General features: G+C 53.6%; 22 protein-coding genes and 3 pseudogenes. 2 read left to right on the top strand and 23 right to left on the bottom strand.

Annotated features, from left to right (window positions below):
• Positions 1-40: 40 nt before the first annotated feature.
• Positions 41-130 (bottom strand): annotated as a pseudogene (locus SP99_RS25360) (RHS repeat-associated core domain-containing protein); the annotation flags it as partial.
• Between the two features lie 178 nt (positions 131-308).
• The gene (locus tag SP99_RS23840; protein ID WP_072060274.1) at positions 309-566 is read right to left on the bottom strand and encodes a hypothetical protein; all 258 of its coding nucleotides are present in this window, start codon (positions 564-566) and stop codon (positions 309-311) included.
• A 372-nt stretch (positions 567-938) separates the two neighbouring features.
• On the opposite strand from SP99_RS23840, the pseudogene SP99_RS13190 reads away from it, so the two are divergent.
• A pseudogene (locus SP99_RS13190) lies at positions 939-1,187 on the top strand (SymE family type I addiction module toxin); the annotation flags it as partial.
• A 49-nt stretch (positions 1,188-1,236) separates the two neighbouring features.
• Here the strand turns inward: SP99_RS13190 and SP99_RS13195 are convergent.
• From SP99_RS13195 to SP99_RS25365, 3 genes and pseudogenes are all read right to left on the bottom strand, one after another.
• Complete coding sequence (locus SP99_RS13195; protein WP_047958887.1) at positions 1,237-1,665, bottom strand: hypothetical protein; 429 nt, start codon at positions 1,663-1,665, stop codon at positions 1,237-1,239.
• Between the two features lies 1 nt (position 1,666).
• Positions 1,667-1,975 (bottom strand): hypothetical protein, encoded by a 309-nt coding sequence (locus tag SP99_RS25100; RefSeq protein ID WP_231584241.1) that lies wholly within the window; start codon positions 1,973-1,975, stop codon positions 1,667-1,669.
• A 33-nt stretch (positions 1,976-2,008) separates the two neighbouring features.
• Positions 2,009-2,158, bottom strand: a pseudogene (locus tag SP99_RS25365) (RHS repeat-associated core domain-containing protein); the annotation flags it as partial.
• 99 nt (positions 2,159-2,257) lie between these two features.
• Between SP99_RS25365 and SP99_RS23845 the strand changes: the two are divergent.
• A complete protein-coding gene (locus tag SP99_RS23845; RefSeq protein WP_072060275.1) occupies positions 2,258-2,620 on the top strand; it encodes a SymE family type I addiction module toxin in 363 nt (120 codons plus the stop codon).
• 46 nt (positions 2,621-2,666) lie between these two features.
• Here SP99_RS23845 and SP99_RS23850 read toward each other — a convergent pair whose 3' ends face one another.
• From SP99_RS23850 to tssH, 18 genes are all read right to left on the bottom strand, one after another.
• Positions 2,667-3,044: an Imm8 family immunity protein gene (locus SP99_RS23850; RefSeq protein ID WP_072060276.1), complete on the bottom strand. Its 378-nt coding sequence runs from the start codon at positions 3,042-3,044 to the stop codon at positions 2,667-2,669.
• Entirely contained in the window at positions 3,041-7,372 is a 4,332-nt protein-coding gene (locus tag SP99_RS13205) for an RHS repeat-associated core domain-containing protein (protein ID WP_231584242.1), read from the bottom strand. The genes SP99_RS23850 and SP99_RS13205 overlap by 4 nt, the downstream gene beginning before the upstream one ends.
• A gap of 3 nt (positions 7,373-7,375) precedes the next feature.
• Complete coding sequence (locus SP99_RS13210) at positions 7,376-7,816, bottom strand: DcrB-related protein (protein WP_047958889.1); 441 nt, start codon at positions 7,814-7,816, stop codon at positions 7,376-7,378.
• 60 nt (positions 7,817-7,876) lie between these two features.
• Positions 7,877-8,938: a hypothetical protein gene (locus tag SP99_RS13215; RefSeq protein ID WP_231584243.1), complete on the bottom strand. Its 1,062-nt coding sequence runs from the start codon at positions 8,936-8,938 to the stop codon at positions 7,877-7,879.
• Positions 8,939-8,956: 18 nt separating this feature from the next.
• The gene (locus tag SP99_RS13220) at positions 8,957-9,520 is read right to left on the bottom strand and encodes a hypothetical protein (RefSeq protein WP_047958891.1); all 564 of its coding nucleotides are present in this window, start codon (positions 9,518-9,520) and stop codon (positions 8,957-8,959) included.
• Positions 9,521-9,587: 67 nt separating this feature from the next.
• On the bottom strand, positions 9,588-10,082 hold the full coding sequence (locus SP99_RS13225) for a hypothetical protein (RefSeq protein WP_231584244.1): 495 nt from the start codon (positions 10,080-10,082) through the stop codon (positions 9,588-9,590).
• Complete coding sequence (locus SP99_RS13230) at positions 10,075-11,997, bottom strand: type VI secretion system Vgr family protein (RefSeq protein ID WP_047958893.1); 1,923 nt, start codon at positions 11,995-11,997, stop codon at positions 10,075-10,077. The genes SP99_RS13225 and SP99_RS13230 overlap by 8 nt, the downstream gene beginning before the upstream one ends.
• Positions 11,998-12,056: 59 nt before the next feature.
• The gene (locus tag SP99_RS13235; protein ID WP_231584245.1) at positions 12,057-12,494 is read right to left on the bottom strand and encodes a hypothetical protein; all 438 of its coding nucleotides are present in this window, start codon (positions 12,492-12,494) and stop codon (positions 12,057-12,059) included.
• Positions 12,495-12,739: 245 nt separating this feature from the next.
• On the bottom strand, positions 12,740-13,840 hold the full coding sequence (gene tri1 / locus SP99_RS13240; RefSeq protein WP_047959825.1) for an ADP-ribosylarginine hydrolase Tri1: 1,101 nt from the start codon (positions 13,838-13,840) through the stop codon (positions 12,740-12,742).
• 35 nt (positions 13,841-13,875) lie between these two features.
• On the bottom strand, positions 13,876-14,256 hold the full coding sequence (locus SP99_RS13245; RefSeq protein WP_047958895.1) for an immunity protein Tsi6 family protein: 381 nt from the start codon (positions 14,254-14,256) through the stop codon (positions 13,876-13,878).
• A gap of 116 nt (positions 14,257-14,372) precedes the next feature.
• The gene (locus SP99_RS13250; RefSeq protein WP_080337399.1) at positions 14,373-14,720 is read right to left on the bottom strand and encodes an immunity protein Tsi6 family protein; all 348 of its coding nucleotides are present in this window, start codon (positions 14,718-14,720) and stop codon (positions 14,373-14,375) included.
• A 143-nt stretch (positions 14,721-14,863) separates the two neighbouring features.
• Positions 14,864-15,934 (bottom strand): ADP-ribosylarginine hydrolase Tri1, encoded by a 1,071-nt coding sequence (tri1, locus tag SP99_RS13255; protein WP_047958897.1) that lies wholly within the window; start codon positions 15,932-15,934, stop codon positions 14,864-14,866.
• A gap of 261 nt (positions 15,935-16,195) precedes the next feature.
• The gene (locus tag SP99_RS13260; protein ID WP_047958898.1) at positions 16,196-18,124 is read right to left on the bottom strand and encodes a type VI secretion system Vgr family protein; all 1,929 of its coding nucleotides are present in this window, start codon (positions 18,122-18,124) and stop codon (positions 16,196-16,198) included.
• A gap of 96 nt (positions 18,125-18,220) precedes the next feature.
• A complete protein-coding gene (locus SP99_RS13265; protein ID WP_231584246.1) occupies positions 18,221-18,694 on the bottom strand; it encodes a hypothetical protein in 474 nt (157 codons plus the stop codon).
• 29 nt (positions 18,695-18,723) lie between these two features.
• Positions 18,724-19,449, bottom strand: coding sequence for an ankyrin repeat domain-containing protein (locus SP99_RS13270; protein WP_402515991.1), 726 nt, complete (start codon positions 19,447-19,449; stop codon positions 18,724-18,726).
• Between the two features lie 35 nt (positions 19,450-19,484).
• A complete protein-coding gene (locus SP99_RS13275) occupies positions 19,485-20,903 on the bottom strand; it encodes a Tle-like phospholipase domain-containing protein (RefSeq protein ID WP_047958901.1) in 1,419 nt (472 codons plus the stop codon).
• A gap of 25 nt (positions 20,904-20,928) precedes the next feature.
• Positions 20,929-22,362, bottom strand: a complete 1,434-nt coding sequence (locus tag SP99_RS13280; protein ID WP_047958902.1) for a serine/threonine protein kinase — start codon at positions 22,360-22,362, stop codon at positions 20,929-20,931.
• Between the two features lie 24 nt (positions 22,363-22,386).
• Complete coding sequence (tssH, locus tag SP99_RS13285) at positions 22,387-25,002, bottom strand: type VI secretion system ATPase TssH (protein ID WP_047958903.1); 2,616 nt, start codon at positions 25,000-25,002, stop codon at positions 22,387-22,389.
• Positions 25,003-25,030: the final 28 nt, after the last annotated feature.

Here is a 25,030-nt window from a genome sequence, read left to right on the forward strand (position 1 = left end):
ATTCGTAATTTTTTGACTTCGATTTTGTTAAAGTGCAACCAGCTAAACCCAGAGGATCTATCCAGGTAAGAGGGTTAACAGTATATTTATATAAGTTTATCCCCCCCGCCAGCCCTATCGGGTCATCGGAACGATCCCGACGCCATCATACTTTTTAACACGCTACCGCCCGCGCCGTTTCTGGCTTCCCGGCTATCACCTTTTACTTATTTAATAGCACGTTAACTCAACTTTCCCGACGCGCCTTTTGAAGCCCGTTCACCATACCACCGCCGTTACTCCCTGTCATTACCGGTTCTGCTCCGGGATCACACTGTGCCTCCCACGGCAACCCGTGACAGACGCGCAGCTTGCTGCGTGGCTGGCGCGGGTTCTGCGGGGGCGGGCGGCACAGAGCCCGCAGGCGACGGCACGGCGCCCTGTGGCACCGCTGCCTGACCGGGGGTTGACCCTGCATGACCACACAGAACCAGGGCGGGTGGCGGAAGCTGGCGAGGCGGGAACGAGTGACGCGCGGTCTTTTGCGCGGCACGAGCCGCCGCAGCCAGACGACGCCGGGCGGGCATTAAGCCCTTCAGCGGAGGCCGCAGGCCGACAACCCTTTTCAGCAGGCTTTCACACGACACCGCCGCCGCAGAACCGCACCGGAGCCGCCAGGGAAGGCGGCGACCTGCCGAAGAACAACGCCGCCGCCGACAGCAGAGCGAACGTCAGTGAGCTGTGCGCAGCTCCGGGCTGCGGGGCCGAACGCGGGGGCGCCCGACATAATGCAGATTATGCGAACACGAGCCGCGCACAGCGGGTCGGGTTCGCCTTTGTGGCCGCCCGGCGAGAGTGCGCATAATCTCCTGCATTATGTTTAATGACCGGGGCCCGGCCGCACCGCACTTCCATATGCCACCGCAGCCACTGCCGGGACGCGGGCATTTACCCCCGCGCACACCAACCGTAAAACCAAAGTCCCTACCGGATATTCGCGCAGCCCCAGCCTGCACCTTAAGGGTAACTGGCTCGCAGAGGCGGGATTTGAGACAGGGCGGGGCGTGACGGTGAAGATTTCGGAGGGGTGCATTGTGCTGATGGCGGATAATAACGAGATGCAGGAGCTGCGCGAGCAGCTTTATCAGGCTAAACAGGTGGTCAGGGGAATTAAAGACGGAATGTTTAGCGTACTGAACGGGAATTAAATAATAAAAGTGCCGGGAAGATTTAAGTTCTTGCCCGGCTTGGTAACTTCTAATAACTTTGAATTATTTCTCCAGCTATACCCGTGTCTACATCGAATGAAAACCGATAATCACAACCATTTACATTAATAAAAAAGAAAAGAATATCAGATATATAATAAACATCATGGAAAATGATATCTTTTATTTTTTTATCAATAATACCTTTAACATTCCACATAATATCACCTGCCGGATTTAAAATATAAGCCTGAGATTTATCTTTATCAAACGGCGCTCTAACTAAGGCTACTCCAGTATCACCCAACAATAAAAGTGGAATTATTTTATTGTCATCTCTGATTTCTATCTTTTTAGTACCATACAACCATGATACTCCTGTTGGCAATAAATCAAATACGCTCAACTTATTGGGATTTGACTCTTTATCATATTTACCAAGCTCATCTAACACACTAAAATTGACAATAGTATTCATATCAGCCACCACATTTACCACTATAGATTTTTCTTGGTTTGCCAACAGGTACAAGCTTTGCTCTATCTTTATAATTAAGTATTTGTACCTGAGTTCCTCCTCCAGGGTAAATCTTACCGCCAGAAACTTGGGGTCCTACAGGACCCGTTTGAATTTGAACACCTTCAGGTATATAGAATTTTTGAACATGCGATATTTCTGGTTTAAATTCGGGAATTACAGCCAACTCATTTCTAACATAATTCACATTAGGTATATGATCTAATGTAGCCCATCCACCTGGGGTAGATTGCCCTGGTGACATAGCCATTTCAACTATTATTCCACCCTTCGGTACTGGAATAGAATTTAAAGTAGCACCAGTTCCCCATGGATCTAAAGACGTAGGTGCAGGTAAAGCTAAAGGATTTAACCCAAGCGGATCAATATATTTAAGAGGATTTGATACATAACTGTATAAGTTTAACCCGCCTCTTAGCCCTATCGGGTCAGAGCACGCAATCTAACCGAAAGGTGGATCGTACAGTCAGTTTCGTATGTAAATCATCAAACTCATTGCGTCATCGTTCATACGCTACCGCCACACCCTGATATTCCCTCATCTGCACCGCGCTATTCTAAGCCAGAAGTCGCGATTTCCAGAACCCAATACAGTCTTAAAATCGATTATGCCGGTATCTCCCGCACCCACCGTAAAACCAAAATCCCCACCGGATATTCGCGCAGTCCCAGCCTGCACCTTAAGGGTAACTGGCTGGCAGAAGCGGGTTTTGAGACCGGGCGCGGCGTAACGGTGAAGATTTCACAGGGGTGTATTGTGCTAATGGCGGATAATGACGAGGTGCAGGCGCTGTGCGAGCAGCTTTATCAGGCTAAACAGGCGGTTAAGGGGATTAAGGACGGCGTGTTTAGTGTACTGAACGGGAATTACATAATAAAAGCCGGGAAGAGTTAATATTCCCGGCAATATATAATCATTTGTTGCTCACAAAATTAACTATCTATTTTTCATAATGATAATCTTCATATTCCCATGAAAAATAGCGTTGTAATACAAGACAAGATTCGTCCCAATTTTCTCTTGTGCATTTTTTTAGAATATTTTCGATTACTTTCCTAAGCAAATGATAATCAAAATAATCAATTACAATAACTCTGTTATCAGATATGAGAAAATTCTTTGATCGCTTTCTCAAAGCTTCTGGAGTGGCGATTTTTACATAGAAATAGTTGCTTCCTTTTTCACCATCATTCATCCCAATGCATAAATCAACAGCCACATATGTATCTTCAAGAGAAGCAGGCTCCCACTCACTAAGCGGATCGAACATTGTTGAAGACATATCGTATAAAATAAGTTGTGGTTTATTTTTCTTCATGGCTGAAAACTCTCTACGTCTAAGTGAACATTGGCAATAACATCACCATCACCATTTTTGGTTTCAAAATTTACTTGTTTTCCCGTCTTCGACCATGGACGACCGTTAACACGATCAAATCCCCTTTTATCAGCAGGGAATCTGAATGTTCTCAAACCATCTTCTGACACAAGTCCTTTACCGCTGGACATAACTCTATAATTAGGGCCTACAAATGCTTCACCTAATCTGAAAGCATCATTCTGTGATACAACGCCAGTAATTCCCCGATTACCACCTGCGGCGGTCTGATTTCTAATTCGTTTAAGTTTATTCTTAAACTGCTGGTTTGTTAACTTGCAGGTTAAACCAAGCGTATCGATCCATGACAGCGGATTCGGTGCATAAGCATATAAGTTTATGCCCCCCGCCAGCCCTATCGGGTCCTGCTGCGTAAACCGTCCGCAGTCCGGGTCGTAATACCGGAACAGATTGTAGTGCAGGCCTGTCTCTCGGTCCAGGTATTGCCCCTGCATCCGCAGGTTCTGAGAATATCCTGATATCTGCGTCTCGCTTTCCCGCAGCAGCTTGCCCCAGGCGCTGTTCACCCCTTCCCAGCGCACCTGCCCTTCGCTATCCGTCATCCGCTCCGGCGTGCCGTTGGGCTGACAGTGGAACCAGAAGATCTCCGGCGCTTCCACGCCGTCAATTCGCGCCAGCGGGTCGTAGCTGTCCTGGTCGCTGTAGACATAGGTCAGAGGCACGTCTCCGTGCAGCTCCTGCAGCAGACGGAACCCTTCCCAGACAAACCGGGTGGTCACCGGCTTGCCGGTTGGCTGACCGCCCAGCATCTGGCGGCGCGTTTTGCTGATGCGGCGTCCGAGCGGGTCGTAGCGGAAGCTGACCTGCGTCTGCGGCCTGTTGCGATCCCGCGGCTGGCTGATAACCTCCGTCAGGCGGTGTTCGCCGTCGTACCGGTAGTGCCAGCGGATCTGGCCATTATCCTTCTCCACGGTGCGGCCGTGGATGTCATAGCGCCAGCGAATACCGTTCAGTTGCGTGACCCGGTTATGGGCAATCTTCTCTCCAGCGACCTCTAACGGGTTACCAGCCGCATCCCAGCGCCACTGCTCCTGACCGGGCAGCGTGCCGTCCTGAACCAGCAGGCGCCCGGCGCTGTCGTACTGCCAGCGATACCAGCTGAACGGGTTATCGTCCCGCTCTTCCCGCACCAGGTTATTACGGTAGTCGTAATCCCAGCGGCGGGACCAGCGGCGCGGCGACGGGCGCTGGGCATTGCCGGTAAAGACGTCCCGGCGGTGCAGTCGGCCGAGGCGGTCGTACTCGCTGCGGGTGGTCAACAGCCCCTGGGTGCGGCTGGTCTCACGGTGGAGTTCGTCGCGGGTAAAATCGGAGACCGACAGCTTGTCGAGAGCAATGCTGAGCAGATGCCCGCTACCGTAGTAGAACTGCTTTAGCTCGCGGCCATCGGGCAGCGTGACGGAGGTGCGGTTGCCCAGCGCGTCATACTCCCACGCCAGCTCACCGTGCTCGCCCGCTTCGCGCGTCACGCGACCGAGTGCGTCATATTCGAAGGCAAGCTCCTGCTCTGCCTCGGTGCTCCACGCGTCGGCTGCAAGCGCAGGATGCAGCCCAATCCGGCTTAACAGCCCGGACGGAGTGTAGTGGTAGCGGGTCTGTCCTTCCGGCGTGGTGCGGGCGACCAGCTGGCCACTCGCGCTCCAGGCGAAGGCGTGGGTGATGGCCTCCGGATGCCCGGCGGCAAAGGTGCGCGAAATCGTGCGTCCGCAGGCGTCATAGCGATATTGCGAGGCCACGCCATCCAGCCCCACCTCTTCCAGCAGCAGCGAGTCTGGCCCCCAGCGGAACTGATACGCTTCGCCGTTTTCGTTTTCAAGGGCAATCAGACGCCCGCGACTGTCCCAGCGGCGGCGAACTTCCTCACCCTGCGTATTACGCGTGGTGGTTAAGCGTCCTGCCTCATCGTATCTGAACTCGCTTTCTTTACCATCAGCGCCGGCATGCTTCACCGGCAGGCCGCGTGCGTTCCATTTGAGTGACTCCGTCCAGCCTTCGGGACGATCGAGCTGCACCGGGCGCCCTGCGGCGTCGTAGCGATAGCGCGTCTCTTCGCCGTCAGCACCCGTCTCGCTCTCCAGCCAGCCCAGCGGATGATAGCGATAGCGGGTTGTGCGGCCAGAGCAGTCCGTCGCGCGCACCACCTGTCCCGCCTCGTTGTACTCCTGGTGGCGGCTGTTGCCGGCGGCATCGACCTCCTCAACGACCTGACCAAACGCGTCCCGGTGCAGCAGCGTCGTCTGCCCCATCGGGTCCACCACGCGCTGCAGGCCGTGATGTTCGTCGTACCAGAACCGGGTAGCGCTGCCGTCGGCTTCAATGATGGCTGACGGCAACGCGCGATGTTCCAGCCAGGTGGTGGTGCGGGCATTACCGTCGGCGTCGATCTCCTGCACCCGGTTGCCCATCTCGTCATAAACAAAGGTGACGGCGTTACCCAGCGGATCGATGCGACGCGTCAGAAGTTCGTTGTCATCCCACTCGTAGCGCCAGTTTTCACCGCGCTCGTCTACGTAGCGGACGATCAGGCTCTGCGCATTCCAGTAGTGCTGACGCTTCTGACCATCATAGTGCTCGACGGTCGTCAGCCCGGCGGCCAAATCGTAGCTAAAGCGGCAGCCGTCGCCGGTGCTGGTGCGGTTTTCCACCACGCGCCAGTGGTCAAATTTTTGCCAGCGGTACTCGCTCTCCAGCCCACCCGGCAGGCGGTGCCAGACCATCAGGCCGTGATCGTTATAGCGGTATTCGCGGGTGACGACGCCAGAGGCATCCGTCGCGCTCGCCAGCTGACCGCGTGCGTCGTAACCCCACTGCATCAGCGGCCAGGTACGGTCGCCGTCGAAATGGCTGGCTGCGGTCACGCGCTGCGGGAACCGTTCGTCCTCATAGCGCAGGGTGACATCTATCGCCCGTGGCTCATCGTGAAGACCAACCAGACGTCCGTGCTCGTCCCACTCGGTCAGCAGGGCGTTGCCGTATTCATCGCTCAGCGAGGCCAGACGCAGGATGGAGGGGTTGGCGCGGGTCGGTTTGTACAGACGCCACACCGCGCCGTCATCGTCGGCAATTGCCACGTCGCCGCTCTCATTGCGGCGGATAATAATGCCTTCGCTGATGCTGTAAAACGCCCGGTCGACAGGAGGCAGTTCAAAGCTCAGCTCGCGTCCGGTTTCGTCGAACCAGGTCGCGCTGTTCTCTTCCAGCCTCAGATAGCTGTCAAAAGAGGTAGCCCAGCCCAGGCCAAACAGCCCTTCGCGGGTGGTCAGGCTGTTGTAGCTGCGCTGCCAGCGAAGCGGGAAGCGCCCCGGCAGCGAGAAATCGAGTTCATCATCGTCGTTCAGCACCTTCACGCCGGTGGCGGCGTGAACCGGGTGCGAAGAGCCAAACACGGCATTGATGGCCATATCGGCCAGCATCCCGCCGCCGGCTGCCGCCAGCGCGCAGGGCATGTTTTTCAAAATCTTGCCCGGACGGCCGCGCAGCAACGAGAGCGCAATCATCCCCAGCGCCAGGCCTGGGGTTTTGCCGCTTTTGATATCGCGAACCGTGAGCGTGTCGCCGCCAATAATCACGTTCGGGGAGACGTCATCGGAAACGGTCCCTTCACAGGTGGTGCGATCTTTCGCACGCACCGCAGGCTGGCCGTTGATGAAAACGCTTTTTGAACCTTCCGCCAGGTACTGCGGTCCGGAGTGCTTTTCGCACGCCACCTTGTCTTCTTCCAGCGGCGAGGTCCCCGCGGCGGCTGACGCCACGCTCGGCTGCCAAATTTCGCTGCCAAACTGTCCGGCAGCGGAAAGCAGCATGCCTGCGTAATCGGCAAAGCTGCCCGGTGACTGCGGCTCAGGTGACGGGGTATCTGCTGGCGTCAGCGTGCCTGCCGCGCGCGCGGCAGGGAGCGCATTGGTCAGAACGTTGCTGGAGCCGGTGGTGATTTTACCCGCAGGCGACGGCGGGAAAAGCGCGTTGCCTAACCCCTCTGCGGCGTTGCTGATATCGTCTGTGATCCCCGCCACGTTTGCCAGAACGCCGCCAATGATGCCGCTGAGCAAACAGCTGGAGCCAATCGCCGCCACGCCTGCGGCTGCCGCACCGGCTCCCAGCAATGGCGCCGCCACGGTAGCTGCTGCCCCCACCGCCGCGCCGATCACCGCATAAGCGGCACCTTCCGCCACAATGCTGGTGATATCCGCAAAAATGCTGGAGTGAATAATCTCGTCGCCCTTACGGGCCGCGTTGTTATCGCTCATGCCTTACACATTCCGGTTGTCGTTTAGCGTCAGACTCTGCTTAAGCGCGCTCCAGCGCCCCTCGTCCTCTTCGGAAAATGCTCTGAGTGCTGAGAGAGTGAAAATCATCAATACCGGTTTGCCCGGCGTCTGCACGGCCAGCTGTTTTTGCCACAGGCGCTGCCCGTTATGGTCAAAGTGGGTTTCAACTTCCAGACCGGTGATTTTGCCGTCAGGCCCGGCTTTCACGTGCCGGAATTCGCTCTGGGCGACCTCTCCCATTTGAGGTCGCAGGACATCCCACTGGCGGTGAAACTCTTTCTCATAATCGCTGCCATCCGGGATAGCGCCGCGACTGACCACCACGGACAGCCCGCTTTCGTCATCGCGAATAATGTTCATGCTGTTATCCTGCCAGGCAGCAGGAAAAAGGGAAAATGAACCTTCCTGGAGGGTGTATTTCATAGGGGATCCGGGATAATTGATATTGAGAGAGATACGTTGGACTTTTGACTGGCTATTTTATTATTTAAGCCAGTGACCTTGCTGCTCAACTAAAATATGGCTGCCTTTGCTGACAACCAGTTTCAGTGGTGCATAGGTCACGGTATAGGTAACTTCACTATTCTTATAGCTTGAGCCGATTATTTTACCTGTGGGATCCTGCAGTGTTTTTCCTTTTAAGGCGATCGTACTGTTATCACTTTTACGTACACCGAGATAATACATCTGGCTACATTCACTCTCGAAACGCCCACATTTATTTACCAGAGAAATAGTGAACTTATCGGTATCGAGCTTTCTGGTTTCAGCGTTACGAACGGGATCCGCTTTATTTAACGTATAACGCAGTGGCGCATAATAATTCCCTTTCTGAGGAGGCGTCACTAAACGCCATTCCATTTTGCTTGCGTTAATTTCCAGAACTGCTTGTCCATCTACGCCGCCAAACGTGGAGTCGAACTTAACGTTCGCCCGATTGCCTGCAATCGTACCGCTTAGGTTGCGTTCATCCTCTGCCGGACAATCGATGCGGTTTCCTCTCTGAGAGATATAGCAATAAGACCCGGAAATACGGTCGCCTGATTCCACTAACCGCAGGGTTAACGTCGAGTCGGTTCCCGATTCGCCTGTCCATACCCCGTCAAATGCGCGTCTTGCCGGGCTGTTCGTTGCAAAATGCATCGCTTTGAATCTGGTCGCCCACTGCTGAATATCGGGATTCACCACCTGACTACGATCGGATGACTGATAATGAACAATGTCTGACTCAGGAACGACCCAGGCCGTATAGATTTTGCCGTCAGGTTCAACGACCAAAGCGGACGCATTTTCCAGATAAAGATCTTTTAGCCAGCCTTCAACAAACAGCCCTCCGTCTGAGGTGGCATGGGGTTCGCCAAAGACATCGAAGTTGCTAATAAACGTCTCGTAATCGCTACCCAGCGTCTTCCTGAGCGTCTCTTTCACTTCGCTGTCGTTCACGATACGGCTTACGGTATCGAGCGCATTATATTGCGATAGCTCAGGCGCGGCTGATGTTGCAACTGAGCCCAGTAATAGCGCTGTGAACAATGCGCATGCCAAATATCTCCTGGTCACAAATTACTCCCGTGTGCCATTGTCGTAATTCATTGTTATTGTCACAACCTTGTCGTCTTTAATCTCGAAAGAGAGCAGCCTGTTACCCAATTGATAAAAACACCATTGTTCCCCGGCATCATTTTCAATTTGACCATGGCCATATGCCCTGCTGAGTTCCCCGGCAGATGAACCCACATGAATACCGCGCGGCGTTTTCCCCTCCCCTGCGGTCAGCGTAATCTGCGACACGATATAGTCATCAATACTGCGTTCGGCTTTATCCCACCAGAGATTGGAAACATAAATGCCGAACCCCGTCTTTTGATGCTGGTAGAATTTATAGCGGGTTTCGTCAAAAGGAACCTCACCGACAAAATGGCCCTCTACCGGCAGCTCAAATTTACGCGCAACGTCATCTGTCCATCTTTCGCCCAATGAGACCGTCCGGTCTTTCAGCTGCACAGTAAAATCCTGTTTAACTAAAACCTGCGGTATATCGTGTGCAAGCACCTCATAGCTGTTCAGAGACAGAGATATCACGGTAAAAGCGAGAAATGTTGGGATGTGAATTTTCACGTTAATCATTTTTCATCGAGTTTTTATTACCCGGTTCTCCGAAGGAGAAAAAGGCCTTTTATGACAATGAGATGTCTTAGTCGGCACTAATGACAACCGAGTCCAGACAATCAGGTTTATTTACGGTGAAACTAAAGCTTATTTTCTTTCCATTTTTGTCTTTTGACGCGGTGTAGCTGGTCACTTCATTCCCGGAGCGGCCTCGGGGATAGTCAGTTAATTCCAGATGCGGGTAGTGCTGTTTAACGGCATCAAGCGTTATGCACCGGCCGGAGGGCGAAAAACTGAGAAATGGTGCCGCGCCGTCGCGATCTTTACTTAAACGTAAGTCAATCGCGGTTATGTTCGTTCCGTCAGCGAGAGTGATATCCTCAGTATTGTAGAAGTTAATATATTCATTGTTTTTGATCATTTTAAACGGCAGCGGCGCGTCGCTCAGATTCCTAACGGATAACGTTTTGAGTGAAGCACTCATCCTGGAAACGAAGATCCAAAGATCGTTTATTTTTGCGTCTCCGCCACCCATCCCCGTCGTTAATAACGCGACAAGCACCGCTCCCGCTTTACTCACCTTTGGTCGTGAATTTCGCCTGAACGGCCGCATCAATGTCTCCTTTGTGTCCCGCGCCCGGTGCCGTGGTACCCGGTTTTGTGCCAGAGGTATTCAGGTGTAGCTTACCGCCCGTCGTAATATGGCCATCCCCTTCCACAAAGAAATTAAACTCTTTGCCGATCAGACTAATTTTGCCGTTCGCGTTAAGCTCAATGGCGCTTTCACCGGAGACCAGCCTCAGCTTTGTTCCGGAAGCGATAACGTACTGCTCCACCGCCGCGTCCAGCTTGCCTTTCCCCGTCAGGATCTCGGTCCCGCCTTTCACCGCCTGGATCTGATTCGCCTCCACGCGATGCAGCTCATTTTTCTTCACGTAATGGCTACGCTCGCCGCCGACGCTGTGCGTTTCATCATTCTTGATGCTGGTATCCATATTCCGCTCGGCCTGGATCCATACCTGCTCCGCGCCCGCCTTGTCCTCGAACCGCAGGGCGTTGGCGTTGTCGACCGAGCCGTCTTTCGTCCGGCTCATAAAGCCCATCTGCGTCGCCGCCGCCGGCAGCGCCCACGGCGGCATGCTCGCGTCGTTGTACACGCGCCCGGTAATGATCGGACGGTCCGGATCACCGTTGATAAAGTCCACCACCACCTCATCGCCCACCCGCGGGATCTGCACCCCGCCGTAGCCCTGGCCCGCCCAGGCGCTCGACACGCGCACCCAGCAGGAGCTGGTGTCGTCGCCCTTCGCCAGACGGTCCCAGTGGAACTTCACCTTCACGCGGCCGTATTTGTCCGTCCAGATGCTCTCCCCCTGCGGTCCCACCACTTTTGCCGTCTGCGGGCCGTAGGTACGCGGCCAGGGCGTACTCTGCGCCGGGCGATAAGAGACCGACGCCGGGATAACCGTGAAATCAGTCCGGTGAATAGTTTCACCCTCGCCGCTGGCGTAACGGTTCTCCTCGAAGTGATACCCCGCCGCCGTCACCAGATAGTCGCCGTTATCGCTGAAGAACGGTGCGTTAGTCAGGGTGAAGGTGTGGCCCGGCGCAATGCCTGCCGCCGTGGCAGTGGCCTGAATCTGCTGGTGCTCCACCTGCCAGCGCTCCTGGCGAATGCGGGCGTAGAACTCCGCATGCCCGGTCTCCACAAAGCGTCCCGGCCAGTCGTAGACGTCAATGCTGCCCGGCTTCGGCGACGCCGGGTTCTGCTGGGCCTGGAACAGCCACGCGTTCGGCTTGCGGAAATCGTAATCGTCGAGGCTGTAAATCCCCGGCGTGACGCTGTCCTCCAGCGCCCACTGGCCGATACCCTCTTCATCCGTGCTGCCGCCGGACGGCGTCTGGTGATACGGAATCACCTCGTAGCCGCTGAACGGCTGATGCTGGGTGGCGGCGTCGGTGAGCACGAGGGTGTGTTTGTCCGCCTCATGGCTGAAGTGATACGCAATCCCCTCCAGCTCCATCAGGCGGCTGATGAAGTCCAGGCTCGACTCCTGATACTGCACGCAGTAGTCCCACACCCGGTAGCTGCCGGTGAGCTTGTCCTCGACGTTGACCTGATGCTCACCCAGCAGGGTTTTCACAATCTGCGGCACCGTCTGCCCCTGGAAGATGCGCAGATTACGGTCGCGCTTCATCGGCCACAGGTCCGGCTCCACCGTCAGCTGGTACACCGCGTAGCGGGTCCCCGACAGCTCAACGGCGCTCACCGCCACGCGCGTGACTTTACCGTTGATATAGCGGGAGGTGAGCAGGTTCTGCGTCGGGATGGTCACCGTGACCGGCTGGCCCAGCAGTTTGCTGCGGTCAATGCGCGCATCCGTGCCGAGCAGGGTCAGCGTCAGGGCGAACGACTCGGACATCGCCTCGCGGCCGGAGAGTTTCCAGAAGAGCAGCCCCTCGACCGGGAGCTGGACGGTAATTCGGTTGAGCATAATCGTTATTCCACTATGGACTAATCTCGGTATTCATTGAGATATTTTTTAAATCGTGATTATTTAAGCCATAAACCTGAAAACATAAGGACGCTACCCAGGGAAACTACGCTTTTAGCAACGATAAGTAAGCCAGGCGCAACGACGCGTGTTATAGACGATAATGCTTCATAATTTTCAGCATTGTATTTTTTGTGCCCTCCAGTAATCGCGGAAAAGATCGTACAGAGCAGCACAACGGTAACTTTTAGTCCCCATACGCACAGGAAAGACATGGAAAAGATAATCGAATAGTGTTTCGCCGTTGCGACGGAGAATAATGACATTGACTGAGCAAACCATTTCAACGTAAAACCAATAACAACCGTAGCCACTAGCACCAGAACGAACATCAACCCGGTAAGGCACCACTGTTTTTTACTGAATAAGTCTTTTCCATTCCAGATAAGCGCTAGCGTCCAAATCATGAAGAGAATAAAGAAAAGCCAATGAATCATAACGTACCACATTTATACATATTGATCTCCAGGCATTGTCAAAACAACAAGATACAGCTTAACGCGGCGAGAGATTTTACTACCAGGCGTAATATTGGCCCGAACCGTTGATTGACTATCTTCTCTTGTCGAAGAATCTGTATTTTCCAATTTTTATCACGCAGGGATGCTTTTAACTAACAAACCATTAGGTACAGACTAAGAAAAAGGCACAGTACAATACCCGTACCAGATGACTAATATAATTATAAGAAATTATCCTCTGGAGCTCTATCGAACAGTTCACCTGCCATTTTGGCGATACGTTCGTGCTGTACGAGTCTGTTTTTCCACTCCTGCGGAATACCGGAATAACCATATAATGCCCCCGCGATTTGTCCCGCCGTCGCGGCAACGCTGTCAGCATCATCGGCAAGGTTAGCTGCCAGTAGAATGGCATCACGGAAATTATCCGTATTCCATACGGACCACATCGCGGCCTCAAGCGTATCAATAACGTAACCACTTGAACGAATCTGGTCACGAGTTTTTTGCTTATACTCGCCCGCATTAATAATCATTACACGTGGCTGGAGCGGCATAATATGTGGAGCGAAAACAAATTCTTTGTTGCTCCCATTAATCATATATACAAGTAAATAGTTTAAATACTGTGTGCTATTTATTGCTTCCGATGCACCATGTGTAGCAATACTTTGTTTTTTGGATTCATAAAATGATTTGCTTAATGACTTTCTAAAAAAAATAGAGACAGGTGCTTGCCTGATAATGGATGCATTACCTGCAGTTTCTGGTGAAGTATTACCGCTCCAGCCAGGACCAATAGCCAAATATTGTTCTAAAGCAAATCGAGTTGTATTCCCTATATCAAAACAGACACCATTTGAACTGTTATAACCATGCTGATACCATGCCAGAAGTTTATTCCTAAAGAATATAGTATCAGCATCACCTTTCTCAAGAAGAGTTTCCGCAAGGCATAATGCCATGGAAGTATCATCCGTCCATTCGCCTGCGCGCAGTCGAAATGGCCCACCCCCTGTCATATCCTTAACGTGTGCTCTGTCACGTGGTAGAAATTCGAGTGTGGTGCCTACAGCATCCCCGACCGCAAGACCAATAAGCGCACCTATCGCGCGATCCCGTGATTCCTCAAGCGAGATGTTACATAATGGTGTTAAATCCCATTTTTGTTGTGCATCGCAATCAAAAGATGATGCTAATGGTTTATCATTATATTCATACTGCATCCTCCGCTGGACTGAAGGACTGCTAATAGGTAAGTACTTACGATATCTATCTACATATTTTAACAATACATTCAAATTAGCATGTAAATCAATCACCATTCACCCATAATAAAAATATTTAACACCCAGCACTAAAACTCATCAGGATATTTCTTATTGAGCTTTTGTTGCTTTGTTATGTAATTGGCGTCAACCTCATGCGGCAACCTAACCTTTAATCCTCGGCGGATTTGATCCACAATAAACCAAGCATCCGACAACCTTTCAAAAAACAACTCATCAGAATTTTCAAACTCCTTCACTGCATACATACCGAACGTCATTTTCCATAATTTTGCCTTATCCTTTTCCTTACCTTCTATTAAATCCCGTAAAAATAATAATTGTTGTACAATAGAGTCGTACATTTGTAAAAGCGGGTTATGAGGGTTAAGATTTTTGACCTCAGCATATCTCTTTTGTGCTATAACCAATGCTCTTTCAACATAACCAAAGATTGTTATTTCATTCATTGCAGTGAATCGAATTGTCTTAAAATATTACACATGATAGCAAGTTATGTCCCCATTTTTCCGTGGTAACTCTAACCAGGATGATTACATTTAAAACTTTAATCAAAAGTTGCTCATCACTTGCGATATCTCTTTTGCCTTTTCAAGTACTCTACGTCTTGCTCATGGGGGAGAATAACCTTCAATCCTTGCCCCATCTGAGAAGCTATATAATTAGCATTGGACAAATGCTGAGCAAGCTCGGCATCGGTAGTATCAAACTCTTTGGACGCAAGCACTCCAAGATTCAATGTGTGTAATTTACTTTTATCCTTTTCAGCACCAGTTAGAATGGATCTTATATAATCCAACTGATTCTTTGCCATAATATATAAAGAAAATGTAGGATTTTGTTCCAATCGATGATTGATTGCATCAATAGCATCATTGATATAATCCAGCGCGGTGTAATTTTCTTTATCCACAACCATGGTCACCACATCTTCTCTTGTCGAAGAATCTGTATTTTCCAATTTTTATCACGTAGGGATGCTTTTAACTAACAAACCATTAGGTACAGACTAAGAAAAAGGCACGGTACAATACCCGTGCCAGATGGCTAATATAATTATAAGAAATTATCCTCAGGAGCTCTATCGAACAGTTCACCTGCCATTTTGGCGATACGTTCGTGCTGTACGAGTCTGTTTTTCCATTCCTGCGGAATACCGGAGTAACCATATAATGCTCCCGCGATTTGTCCCGCCGTCGCGGCAACGCTGTCAGCATCATCGGCAAGGTTAGCTGCCAGTAGAATGGCATCACGGAAATTATCCGTATTCCATACGGACCACATCGCGGCCTCAAGCGTATCAATAACGTAACCACTTGAACGAATCTGGTCGCGAGTTTTTTGCTTATACTCGCCCGCATTAATGATCATTACACGCGCGCACAGTGGGAAAACATGAGGCGAAAAAGTTTCTTCTTTTTGATAACCGTTAATTAAATAGTGCAATACCAATCCGAGAAATTGGCATGCATTAATTGACTCTACCGCGCCATGCGTTGCTCGACTCTGAGCCTGGGATTCGAAGTAAATCGCACGCAGCGATTTTCGACGAAAGATAGACACCGGTGCCTGACGAATAACCCCAGCATTACCAGCAGTGTGTTTCTCTGTATTACCATACCAGGAAGGTCCGACACGCATATACTGTTCAAGTGCGAATTGCGTCGTATTCCCGATATCGAAGCACCGACCATTACTGCTATTCTCTCCGTCAAGATACCATTTCAGGAGATATTTTCTAAGCACATCGGTGTGCATTCTGTTTTCTGAAAGATAAGTCTCGGCCAGACATAATGCCATGGACGTATCATCTGTCCATTCACCAGGTTTTAATTGAAAAGGTCCGCCACCAATCATATCCGCTACATGTTCACTGTCTCTTTTCTTAAACTCAAGAGTGGTGCCGACGGCGTCCCCAACAGCCAGTCCCACAAACGCCCCAAGCGCATTATCACGTGAAACATCTTCAGTCGTAATTAAAGGTAAAGTTGCATCCCAGGCTTGTGAAGAACTCAAATTATCAATACTGTTGCTTCTAATTGCCTTACGGACATTAACTGGCAGGTATGTATGATAGCGATTAGCATAATGATTGATTACTGTGTCTTCGAAATGAAGGTCGATCATGGTATTTCCTTTAATTCCATATTCATTATTCAAGGTTCATCTGACCTGCTGATAACCTCAAACGATGTATTCGGCTTAGCACCAGACGCGATATCACGTCATGCAGTCCTTCATTATTTTTTACTGGCACGAGACACAACAAAAGTAAACTCACTGGCACCATTTTCGCTCAGGGAAAGTAAATTCATGGTTCTGTCTTTTAGACATCTGGTAACGCCAGCGTAGCTTCCTGGAGAGTATATTCCGCCATACGAGTTACTTTTATTTGTTGGCATTAATAACAAAAAAACTATCCACTTCCTGCTGGATTTCACTCTGATGGGATGCCCCAGGAGGATCGATGGCATTGCTTCCACCGGCAGGATTCAGATGCAGTTCACCGCCAAGCGTGTTTATCTGCGCGTTCTGTTTTGCGGTAAAGTTAAAGTTATTACCAATGATATTAACGCTGCCATCTTTCGATAATTCAATGGCGCTTTCACCACACTCCAGCCTCAACGTATTGCCCGCTGAGATAATAAAGTTGTTAACCACTTTATCGCTGCGACTGTTACCCGTCAGGCAAATGACGTCCCCTTTAACGCCCGCCTGCTGATTTTTCACCACCCGTAAGATTTCATTTTCACCTACAAACTGGGTACGATTTTTTTCCGTGGCATGCGATTCATCATTTTTGACGTTAATATCCAAATTGCGCTCGGCCTGGAGCCACACCTGCTCCGCGCCCGCCTTGTCCTCGAACCGCAGGGCGTTGGCGTTGTCGACCGAGCCGTCTTTCGTCCGGCTCATAAAGCCCATCTGCGTCGCCGCCGCCGGCAGCGCCCACGGCGGCATGCTCGCGTCGTTGTACACCCGCCCGGTAATGATCGGACGGTCCGGATCACCGTTGATAAAGTCCACCACCACCTCATCGCCCACACGCGGAATTTGCACCCCGCCGTAGCCCTGGCCCGCCCAGGCGCTCGACACGCGCACCCAGCAGGAGCTGGTGTCGTCGCCCTTCGCCAGACGGTCCCAGTGGAACTTCACCTTCACACGGCCGTATTTGTCCGTCCAGATGCTCTCCCCCTGCGGACCCACCACTTTTGCCGTCTGCGGGCCGTAGGTGCGCGGCCAGGGCGTACTCTGCGCCGGGCGATAAGAGACCGACGCCGGGATAACCGTGAAATCAGTCCGGTGAATAGTTTCACCCTCGCCGCTGGCGTAGCGGTTCTCCTCGAAGTGATACCCCGCCGCCGTCACCAGATAGTCGCCGTTATCGCTGAAGAACGGCGCGTTAGTCAGGGTGAAGGTGTGGCCCGGCGCAATGCCTGCCGCCGTGGCAGTGGCCTGAATCTGCTGGTGCTCCACCTGCCAGCGCTCCTGACGAATGCGGGCGTAGAACTCCGCATGCCCGGTCTCCACAAAGCGTCCCGGCCAGTCGTAGACGTCAATGCTGCCCGGCTTCGGCGACGCCGGGTTCTGCTGGGCCTGGAACAGCCACGCGTTCGGCTTGCGGAAATCGTAATCGTCGAGGCTGTAAATCCCCGGCGTGACGCTGTCCTCCAGCGCCCACTGGCCGATACCCTCTTCATCCGTGCTGCCGCCGGACGGCGTCTGGTGATACGGAATCACCTCGTAGCCGCTGAACGGCTGATGCTGGGTGGCGGCGTCGGTCAGCACGAGGGTGTGTTTGTCGGCCTCATGGCTGAAGTGATACGCAATCCCCTCCAGCTCCATCAGGCGGCTGATGAAGTCCAGGCTCGACTCCTGATACTGCACGCAGTAGTCCCACACCCGGTAGCTGCCGGTGAGTTTGTCCTCGACGTTGACCTGATGCTCGCCCAGCAGGGTTTTCACAATCTGCGGCACCGTCTGCCCCTGGAAGATGCGCAGGTTACGGTCGCGCTTCATCGGCCACAGGTCCGGTTCCACCGTCAGCTGGTACACCGCGTAGCGGGTCCCCGACAGCTCAACGGCGCTCACCGCCACGCGCGTGACTTTACCGTTGATATAGCGGGAGGTGAGCAGGTTCTGCGTCGGGATGGTCACCGTGACCGGCTGACCCAGCAGTTTGCTGCGGTCAATGCGCGCATCCGTGCCAAGCAGGGTCAGCGTCAGGGCGAACGACTCGGACATCGCCTCGCGGCCGGAAAGTTTCCAGAAGAGCAGCCCCTCGACCGGGAGCTGGACGGTAATTCGGTTGAGCATAATCGATATTCCGTAATGTTTTATGCTAAATAAATGTATCAACAAAGACGAGATTTCTGACAAGACGTTTTGGGATATGCACAAGTCACCGTCTGCTTAATTTCGATACCGCTTTTGCCTTTTCAAAGCTTCATTGTCTTGTTCATATTGATATATCCACAGGGAGTAGATCTTTAGAAACTCTGAGAATATAAACAAAACACTATTCAGCCAGACGTTCTGGGCCCCCATGAGGTTCAACAACAGCGGAAAAAGGGTCACCGAACACCGGAAAGAGATCAGGCGGAAAACTTCCTGGCAGAGCGCCAGTCTGCTCGCAAAAGGCTTCCCTGTCAGAAAGCACCATGCTGAGGCAAAAAGCGACAACAGCAACAGGAAATCGAGAATAAAGAACAGCAGCAGAACGCTATACCCACCACCAGAAGGCCCGTTTCCTGTCGCAATGAAGGAGAAGATATCGGATACAAAGGGGACTCTGTCATGGCGTACAGACTGCGCACAGTAGATCGCAACAGCCAGCGCATCCATCGTTCCCCAGAAAATGAAAACCTGCTTTTTAACAGTCATCATTGCTTAAGGAAGCTCACGGTTTAACGACATCACTGACTCACCGGCGCGGGAGGCCATTTACCACCATGCTGAATAAGCGCGTCCTTAATTTCAGTCAGTTTTTGATATTCGTCACTGCCCTCTTTCGCCCGGTTCAGATAACGCTGGAGCTGGTTGGCCATTGTCCAGCCATTATCCGCCTTGATCTCAGCGTTTGCGCCACGCTCCAGCAAAAGCAGGACATGGTCGTAAGAGTGAAAATCCAGCGCGGCGATCAGCAACGTATTACCCAGTGAATTGGTAATATTGATGTCCGCTCCGCCATCAAGCATCGCCTGGAGCGTATCGGTGTTTTTTGCTTCGAGGGTTTCGAAGATAATCGGTTCCCCAAACGTTTTGTCCTTCGCATCCGGCGGTAATCCGCCCTCCAGCATCGCCTTTATCCAGACGCCGCTGTCCGCTTTCAGGACAAATTCTGCAGGACTGCTCTCCCCCCGAGGTCGTGGCTGCAGTGGATCTGCCCCCGATTTGACCAGCGCGGTAATAATCTTTAATTGATCCGGTGTTTTCTTATCGTTAATTGAATTCATCACCGCCCAAAACAGCAGCGTCATGTCCTCTTTACCGGGCGTATTAAGGTCGGTTTGCGAAGCGAGCTTAACAACTTCATTCACCTCACCGACCTCAATGGCACGCGCTAAGGTGAGCTGCTGTCCGCTGAAGTAATTGTCTGGTTTTAAATCCATATTTTGCTTGCACCCTTGAACCATAAACATTAAACAAAGCGCTATCCAGCCAGTAATCAATGATTTCACGCGCGACTCCCGATAATGGCGATGTCTTCATCTTTCTGTTGCTCAATACAGTTAATCGCCTGATCGATGCCATGGCGATCGAGAGCACCTCCCGTTCCCCCCGGAAGGTCGTGTGCAATTCCGGCAGCGTCAGGCATGACGGCAGAAAGCTCTTCTTTGGCTATCAATGCCGGCACGTGTCCTTTAACCGTTTTGAAATCTTCCCAAAGGTTAACTTCCTGAATTTTTGTCAGCAGTTCACCTTCAACCCGGTAAGCCTGAATATTTTCCGTACTGCCCAGCAAACTTCCGCCGTATTTCTCTACGGTCCCAGGATGCAGTCCGGCCGCGTTGAAGGTCCATCCCGGCATACCGCTGGCCATCGAGGTCGCAGAGGCTAATCCGCCCCCCAGCGAGTGACCCGCGATGTCCACTTGTTGTCCGGATTTAGAGAGTTGTTCGCCTAGCCCCACCGCTCTTTTGTAATAATCTGACGCCATGCCAAGCCCTTGCGCACCGTTATTTTTCCAGTCAGCCATGTTCTTCATGGGGAAAAATTCGGGTTGCCGTGATCCTCTGAAAACCAACGTTGGGTTCATATCACGACCAAACACCTCAGGATCGGGTTGATATACGCGGGCAAGAAAATCAGGCGAGGCTGTATTGTCAAAAAGGGCTTTGCGGTTTAGCCCAAGCTTCTTCAGCGCGGCGGCATCATTACTGATATCCTTCCACCCCTCCGGTACCCCCGGCGTGGTTTCCAGCGGGTTTACGGTTTTATAAACATTTTCCGCAAGCTTCGCTTTCTCCACCGCAATGTTATTCGCCGCTAACCGCTTAGCCGCGATCTGCGCATCCGGATAGAGACTGTTGCTGCCCTTCGCAATCAGGTCCTTACGGGCCTGCCAGCGTTCGGCTTTGGTCATATTCTGCAACTGAGAGGCATAGGTTTTACCGTCTTTGCCCGGCGTCGGCTGGTCAGGCACCTGCGCCGCTTTGGATTTCACCACCTGCGTCGGCAGCTCCGTTGGCGCAGGGCGGGAACCATAGGTGCGCACCATCGTTTCGTAACGATCGACGATATTGCTTACCGGGTACCAGCCCAGCCCGGTGAGCGAGGCGGCCTGAAGCCGCCCCTTTGCGTTGATGTAAAAGATTTCCGTTACCGACGACCAGTTGCGAAAACTTTCGTCAATTGCAACGATTCTGCCCATATCAAGATCCTGCGCAATCAGCTTGCGCGTATCGCGCCCGGACTGATAGGGATTCGCACCGGTGATGGTTCGCAGCAAATCGTAGCGCGTGAACAGCGAGCGCAGCGAATGGTCTGGCACCGACATAATCCACTGCCCGGCGACAGACGGGCGGATAATTTTCGCAAAAAGCGCTGGCGCAACGTTCTCGCTGAATAGATAGACAAACTTAATGTTATACATTCGCTCCGTCCTGTACCGGCCTGACTTACGGATTCACCAGCCAGGTGCCCGGCTTCACGATATCCAGCGTCTGGCTACGCGTTCTTCCGTTGCCCTGCAGTTCAATCTTCGTCTCACCGGCCGGCAGTTTGAGCGACGCATAGCCGTTATTTGCCGGACGCAGCGCTTTAGGCTCGCCGTTCACCTTCAGCGTTTCGCCGTCGAGAATACGGATATAGACCAACGCAACCGGGCTCGCGACAGGCGGTGGCGTCTGCTGCGCCGCTGCTGGCGCAGTGGCCTGCTCGCTCACCGTCGCCGTTTCTGGCTTCACCTCTGGCGCGTTTGCGGCGGTTTCAGCCGGACGCGTTTCTGCCGGTGCCTGCGCAGCCTGCTCGGGCGCATCCTGACCGCCGCCGCTAAACAGCATGGCTCCGGCGACAACGCCCACCAGCACGCCCGCGGCAACCATGCCTGGGATCTTGTAACGACGCCAGTCGAGTGCCGACGCCGGTTTTTCCTCTTCCACCGGGACCAGCATCGTGCCGGGCTTTTTCGCCGTCAGCACGTCGTTAATACCGGCAACCGGCATCTCAATCAGCGCGGCGAATTCGTCAATAGACTGAGGACGGTCCTCCATGTGCAGCGCCAGCGCGCGGTCAATGGCCTGCAGCAGCGGAATGGAGTAGCCCTGCGGCATGATTTCCACCAGCGGCTTACAGGTGTCCTGAATGGAGCGCACCACGCTGACCGGCGGTGGCGATCCCACGATCAGGGTACGCAGCACGGCGCCGAGGGCGTAAATGTCGGTCCACGGGCCCTGCTCGCTTTCGTTGTCGTCGGTGTACTGCTCAATTGGCGCAAAGCCCGGGCGCAGCATGGTTTCGGTTTCATCGGAGAGGTTACCGATGGTGCGACGCGCGGAGCCGAAATCGAGCAGCACCGGCAGGCCGTTATCCTGGATCTGGATATTATCCAGAGAGATGTCGCGATGCAGGTAACCTTCGTCGTGGATGGTCTTGATGGCGCCAAACAGCATCGGCAGCGTACGGCGGATCCAGGCTTCGTTAATCAGCTCCGGCTTTTCTTCACGCAGGCGCGACAGCGTGGTGCCGCTGTAAAACAGCGTGCCCATGTAGGCCGTGTCGTTTTGCACCCAAAAGCGCAGAACGTGCAGCAGGTTCGGGTGGTTAAAGCGCGCCAGCAGACGCGCCTCCTGAATAAAGCTGTTCAGCCCGGCGGAAAAGGCTTTGCCAAAGCGCTCGCTGCGCAGCACCAGGGTCATGTCGTCGCCGCGCACGGCGAGCGAGGAAGGCATAAATTCTTTGATAGCGATAGTGCGTTCGAGCTGGTGATCCCACGCGCGATAAACGATGCCGAAACCGCCGCCGCCGATCACCTCTTTGATTTCAAACTCATTGAAGCGGTACCCGACCGGGAGCGCGTTTGGGACAGTCCGATTGTTATCATTATCCGTCATCTTTTACAGTTCTCTTGATGATTATTACGCGGCAAACTGACAGTGAAACTCGCCCTGCTCACAGGTCACATGCAGACGTCGGAACTGCTCGTCGCTGCGGCTGGCGGTAAGTAAAATCTGGCTCATCTGAGGCAGCAAGGTATTGGTCAGGATCGCATCCACCATGCGGCCGCCGGACTCCACCTCGGTACAGCGCTGAACAATCTGTTCCACCACGCTGTCGTCAAACTCAGAAATGATGTTGTGATTCTCTTCCAGACGACGCTGGATGCGCCTGAGCTGCAGGCGAACAATCTGCCCCAGCATCTCGTCGCTGAGCGGGTAATACGGCACCACCAGCAGACGGCCCAACAGCGCCGGTGGGAACACCTCCAGCAACGGCTGGCGCAGCGCGCCGCTTAACGCCTCCGGCTCCGGCATCAGCTCCGGGTCGGCACACATGGCGCTGATCAGTTCGGTGCCCACGTTAGACGTCAGAATAATAATGGTGTTGCGGAAATCAATATGGCGCCCTTCGCCGTCTTCCATCCAGCCTTTGTCGAAGACCTGGAAGAAGATCTCATGCACGTCCGGGTGCGCTTTTTCAATTTCGTCCAGCAGCACCACGCTATACGGGCGGCGACGCACGGCCTCGGTTAACACACCGCCCTCACCATACCCTACGTATCCCGGCGGTGCACCTTTTAAGGTAGAGACGGTGTGTGCTTCCTGGAATTCACTCATATTGATGGTAATGACGTTCTGCTCGCCGCCGTACAGCGACTCCGCGAGCGCCAGCGCGGTTTCCGTTTTGCCGACGCCGGACGGGCCGCACAGCATAAAGACGCCCACCGGTTTGTTCGGGTCGTCCAGCTTCGCACGGGAGGTTTTCACCCGGCGGGCAATCAGATCCAGCCCGTGACGCTGGCCGATGACCCGCTGGTTCAGCGTGTCGGCAAGGTTCAGCACCGCATCGATCTCATTTTTCACCATCCGGCCCAGCGGGATACCGGTCCAGTCAGAAACCACTGCCGCAACCACGTTTTCATCCACCGCGGCGAACAACAGCGGTTCGTCACCCTGTAAGGTTTTCAGCGCCTGCTGCTGCTCCGCCAGTTGGTCGTGCAGCCCGGCGCTCTCTTCATCACCGGCCGCAAACAGCGCAGCACGCAGGCGGATAATTTCCTGCACCAGGCTGCGTTCTTCCTCCCAGCGCTGGGCCAGAGCGTCGCGTTTTGTCTCATACGCGTCACGCTCTGCGCGTAAGGCCGTTACGCGCCCGGCGTCACCAGCCCCCACCCGCGCTTCGCGTTCGGCAATCCCGATTTCTACGTCCAGCGCGGCAAGATGGCGCAGGCAGTCTTCAAGCTGCGCCGGCGGCGCGCTCTGGCTGACCGCGACGCGGGCACAGGCGGTATCGAGCAGCGCAACGGCTTTATCCGGCAGCTGACGCGCAGGAATATAGCGATGGGAGAGTTTCACCGCGGCGCTCACCGCTTCGTCGAGCAGCAGAACCTGGTGGTGCGTCTCCAGCGGCGATACGGTACTGCGCAGCATCAGAACGGCTTTCGCTTCGTCCGGCTCATGAACCTGCACCGTCTGGAAACGACGGGTCAGCGCCGGATCTTTCTCGATGTATTTTTTGTATTCCGCCCAGGTGGTCGCCCCGATGGTGCGCAACTGACCGCGCGCCAGGGCGGGCTTCAGCAGGTTGGCGGCGTCGCCGGTGCCCTGCTGGCCGCCTGCGCCAATCAGAGTGTGGATCTCATCGATAAACAGAATGATCGGCGTAGCGCTGGATTGCACTTCATTGATTAACGCCTGCAGACGGGCCTCAAATTCGCCCTTCATGCCCGCGCCGGCCTGAAGCATGCCGATATCCAGCAGCCACAGCTGTATATTTTGCAGCGGCTCCGGTACGTCGCCGTCAGCGATACGCAGCGCCAGCCCTTCCACCACCGCCGTTTTACCGACCCCGGCCTCCCCGGTCAGCAGCGGGTTGTTCTGGCGGCGACGCATCAGAATATCGACCATCTGGCGGATCTCTTCATCACGCCCGACAACCGGGTCAATCTTCCCTTCACGGGCGCGAGCGGTCAGATCCTGGCCGTACTGGGCCAGCGTCCCCTGAGCGGCCGGAACCGCCCCCGCCGGTGCGTCAACCGCGGCAGCGGCCTGCTGCGTCTCTTTGCTGTTGGCGCAAATGGCGTCGAACTGCTCAATCAGCACCTCGACGTTAAGACGGGTAAACTGCGCCGAGATGCTTTTCAGCACGTTGGCCAGATTCCAGGTTTTCAGCAGGCCAATCAGCAAATGGCCGCCGCGAATACGGCTGACGCCAAACTTCAGCGACCCGTAGACCCAGGCGCGCTCCACGGCGCTGTCGATATGTTCGGAGAGATCGGAAACAGAGCTCGCTCCGCGCGGCAGAGCGTCCAGCGCGGCAACGATATCGCGCGTCAGCTGCTGTTCGTCGAGGGCAAAGTGGCGGATAACCTGCTGCAGATCGCCATCCTGCTGCTGCATCAGCTGATGCAGCCAGTGCACCAGCTCCACATACGGGTTGCCGCGCAGCTTGCAGAAGGCGGTGGCGCTTTCCAGAGAGGTAAATAACAGCGTATCCAGTTTGCCGAAAAGCACGGCACGGCTAATTTCTGACATGTTAGTTTCCATTAACAATGATTCGGTA

Source organism: Enterobacter sp. BIDMC92 (genome assembly GCF_001030225.1).
Taxonomy (GTDB): Bacteria; Pseudomonadota; Gammaproteobacteria; order Enterobacterales; family Enterobacteriaceae; genus Enterobacter; species Enterobacter sichuanensis.